We start from the raw sequence: 3,151 nt of genomic DNA on the forward strand, positions 1-3,151 counted from the left end.
CGATGGAGGACTGGCTGAGTGGTATCGCCCGCGCGCTGACCTTCTACGGCGGCGTTCCACAACTGATCGTGCCGGACAACCCGCGCGCGATGATCGCCGACCCCGACCGTTACGAGCCGCGCGGGCGACACCGTGCTGGACTTCGCGCGTCACTACGGCACCTCATTTCTGCCTGCACGCGTTTATCGCCCGCAGGATAAGCGTAAGCGCGGCACCAGCAACGTCTTGACTGGAGATTGTGATTCTCAGACTGCGGTGCGGAGCTGATCGGCAACGGCCCACGGTGCGAGTTAGTCGATGCGGTTAATCACATGGTCGGCGATGCGTGCGAGCACGAAGCGTAGATATGCCTCAGGATCCCCGTGTTCACGACTTCCGACATAGCTTCGCCATCCGGACGCTTCTTGACTGGTATCGCGAAGGGCTCGATGTTGAGCAGCGGCTTCCGCTGCTTTCTACCTACCTCGGCCACACCTGCGTGCGCGACACGTATCGGTATCTATCAGCGTGTCCGCAGTTGATGGAAGAAGCTGCAGAGCGCCTTGATCGACGGTGGGAGGCCGGCCATGAAGTCAACGCCTGATGTCGCTCCGCTTATGGAGCGCTACTTCACGATCCGACTTATGCAGCAGCGCAACGCCAGCAGCAATACGATTGCATCGTACAGGGATACGTTTCGGCTATTGCTCAAGTTTGCCCAGACGAAGCTCCGCAAACCGCCTTCGGCCTTGACCCTCGATGATCTGGATGCGCCGTTCATCAGCACGTTTCTTGCCGACTTGGAAATGGCACGTGGTGTCAGCGTCTGCACGCGCAATCTGCGTCTGACAGCCATTCGCTCATTCTTCCGGTACCTCTCGTTTGAGGAGCCAGCATACGGCGCCCTCATTCAACGGATACTTGCGATACCAAGCAAGCGCCATGACAAGCGCCAAATGCACTTCTTGGAACGCCCGGAGATTGACGCGATTCTCGCGGCGCCCGACCGCTCGACGTGGCTAGGACGCCGGGATCATGCCTTATTGTTGCTCGCGGTTCAGACTGGCTTGTGTCTTTCTGAACTTATCAACCTCGACAGGGATTCCATTCACCTCGGCATTGGAGCTCATGTGAGGTGTGTCGGCAAGGGTCGAAAGGAACGATGTACACCACTGACATCGTACGTGCAGAGCGTCCTCAAGGCCTGGACCAGTGAGCCGGCCCGCCGCAACGCGAGACCGTTGTTTCCCAATGTGCATGGAGGCCGGCTTAGCGCTGACAGTGTCCAAACCCTCCTCGCCAAGCACACACGCACCGCTTGTGAGAGATGTCCATCCTTAAGTTCAAAGCGCGTCTCGCCGCATGTGCTGAGGCACAGCGCCGCAATGGAGCTACTGCAAGCGGGTGTCGACTCCTCTGTGATCGCACTATGGCTGGGCCACGAATCAATTGAAACAACGCAGACCTATCTGCATGCCCATCTCGCGCTCAAAGAGGCGGCACTGAGCAAGCTTAAGCCCTACGAGAACCGCAAATCGAATCGCTTCCGGCCAGACGACCGCCTGATCAGCTTTCTTGAATCGCTGTGAAGCGAAGGACTATGCCGAATGGAGCCTGCACCACGCGGGCGCCGCACTTCGCAATCGAGCGCGTAAGTGCGGCTGCCCAGAGAGCCGCTCGGCATAGTTCGGTAGACGGCATAAACCGCCTTATGCCGGGCGCGGCATAAGGCGGTGCCAATGAGGCTATAGATTGCGGCGGCACGTTCACCGCCAGAATCTGCTCCTGCGAACAGGTAGTTACGTCGCCCTATGGCCACCCCGCGTAGCGCGCGCTCGACTGGAAGGTTGTCGATTTCAAGCTGGCCGTCATCGCAATAGCGTGTGAACGCTTCCCACCGGTTCAGCGCATAAAGGATCGCCCGACTCGTGTCCGACTTGCGCGAGAGCGTTGCCAGCATCGTTGTAAGCCACGCACGGAACTCATCGAGTAGTGGCCGCGCATGCGCCTGACGATACGCACGGCGTTCGTCGGGCGGTTTGCCCCTGATTGTCTCCTCAATCCTGTATAGCGCGCCGATGCGCTCAAGCGCTTCAGTGTTCAAGGCATTGGGACGCGCTGCGTGTAATTCATAGAACTGACGTCGCGCGTGCGCCCAGCAAGCCGCCTCCGTGACGCGCCCGCTTTCGTAGATGGCCTGGTAGCCCCCGTATGCGTCGGCTTACTGTAACACCCTTCAGCGTTTGGGCTTTTGCTGGAGCTCACCGCATGAATCTGCAACATGAGCGCATCGCCGCGCTGTGCGCGCAACTGAAGCTCGACTGCGTCGCCACCGATTGGGCGCCGCTGGCACAACGCACGGCCGCAGCCGATTCGAGTATGGCCGACTTCCTGGAGCAACTTCTGCAAGCCGAACTCGGTGCTCGCGAAGAGCGCAAGCGCCAGGTGCTCACGAAGTTGGCGGCGTTGCCCGGTGTCAAAGCGGCATGTTCTGAGCGGACCTCAATGCGGCGAGAAGCTGCTCCCCATCAGATTTGGCCAGTTCAGCAACAGCAACGTAAAGTCGGTTCCAGTATGTCCTGAATTGGTGCCAATTAGTAAGCTGCTCGAACCGGCTGATGATCGCAGCCTGAGAACCCGAAGATGACAAAGCGCAACCGACGGACGCACTCACCTGCGTTCAAGGCAAAAGTGGCTCTGGCGGCGCTCGAGGGCGACAAGACGCTTGCAGAACTGGCGCAGCAGTACGGCGTTCATCCGAATCTGTTAGCGCCGATGTAAATCTATGGTCCCCTCCGTTTTTGCAACCCTGAATTTTGACGGTGTGGTTGGCCTGCCCAAATCTATCCGGCGTCGTTTGAGGAAAGTGCTCCCCGCGCCACGATGAGAGTCGCGCCTGACAATCCTTAAAACTGTCTCGGCCTCGAAGGCCGATTTACATCACAGGTTGTCTGTCAGGCCGTTATGCCGTTCACGTCATCAAATGTCAGTCATCGCAAAACCAGACGGATACGTCAGTACAACTGTAGACCGAGCGTTCAGGCGAGCTTTTCGCCTCATCATGGTTGGAACGTCGTATGGTGCGTCGCCAGCGCCCACGCGGTACGCGCCAGCTTGTTGGCCAGCGCACAGGCCACCACGTTGGAATGTCGACGCGTGAGCATTGAACGGA

General features: G+C 58.9%; 3 protein-coding genes and 4 pseudogenes. 5 read left to right on the forward strand and 2 right to left on the reverse strand.

The window, feature by feature from the left end:
* The 3 genes and pseudogenes from IAG25_RS40910 to IAG25_RS40925 all read left to right on the forward strand — a co-directional run.
* A pseudogene (locus IAG25_RS40910) lies at positions 1-207 on the forward strand (IS21 family transposase); the annotation flags it as partial.
* A gap of 139 nt (positions 208-346) precedes the next feature.
* A complete protein-coding gene (locus IAG25_RS40920; RefSeq protein WP_222946879.1) occupies positions 347-583 on the forward strand; it encodes a hypothetical protein in 237 nt (78 codons plus the stop codon).
* Complete coding sequence (locus tag IAG25_RS40925) at positions 567-1,568, forward strand: tyrosine-type recombinase/integrase (RefSeq protein WP_187609867.1); 1,002 nt, start codon at positions 567-569, stop codon at positions 1,566-1,568. Before IAG25_RS40920 ends, IAG25_RS40925 begins: the two co-directional genes overlap by 17 nt.
* Before the next feature lie 101 nt (positions 1,569-1,669).
* On the opposite strand, the pseudogene tnpC reads toward IAG25_RS40925, so the two are convergent.
* Positions 1,670-2,200 (reverse strand): annotated as a pseudogene (tnpC, locus tag IAG25_RS42025) (IS66 family transposase); the annotation flags it as partial.
* Between the two features lie 47 nt (positions 2,201-2,247).
* On the opposite strand from tnpC, the gene IAG25_RS40935 reads away from it, so the two are divergent.
* Entirely contained in the window at positions 2,248-2,562 is a 315-nt protein-coding gene (locus IAG25_RS40935; protein WP_222946880.1) for an ATP-binding protein, read from the forward strand.
* 60 nt (positions 2,563-2,622) lie between these two features.
* A pseudogene (locus IAG25_RS40940) lies at positions 2,623-2,742 on the forward strand (transposase); the annotation flags it as partial.
* Positions 2,743-3,038: 296 nt separating this feature from the next.
* Here the strand turns inward: IAG25_RS40940 and IAG25_RS40945 are convergent.
* A pseudogene (locus IAG25_RS40945) lies at positions 3,039-3,151 on the reverse strand (IS110 family transposase); the annotation flags it as partial.

Source organism: Caballeronia sp. EK, from assembly GCF_014384845.1.
Classification (GTDB): domain Bacteria; phylum Pseudomonadota; class Gammaproteobacteria; order Burkholderiales; family Burkholderiaceae; genus Caballeronia; species Caballeronia jiangsuensis.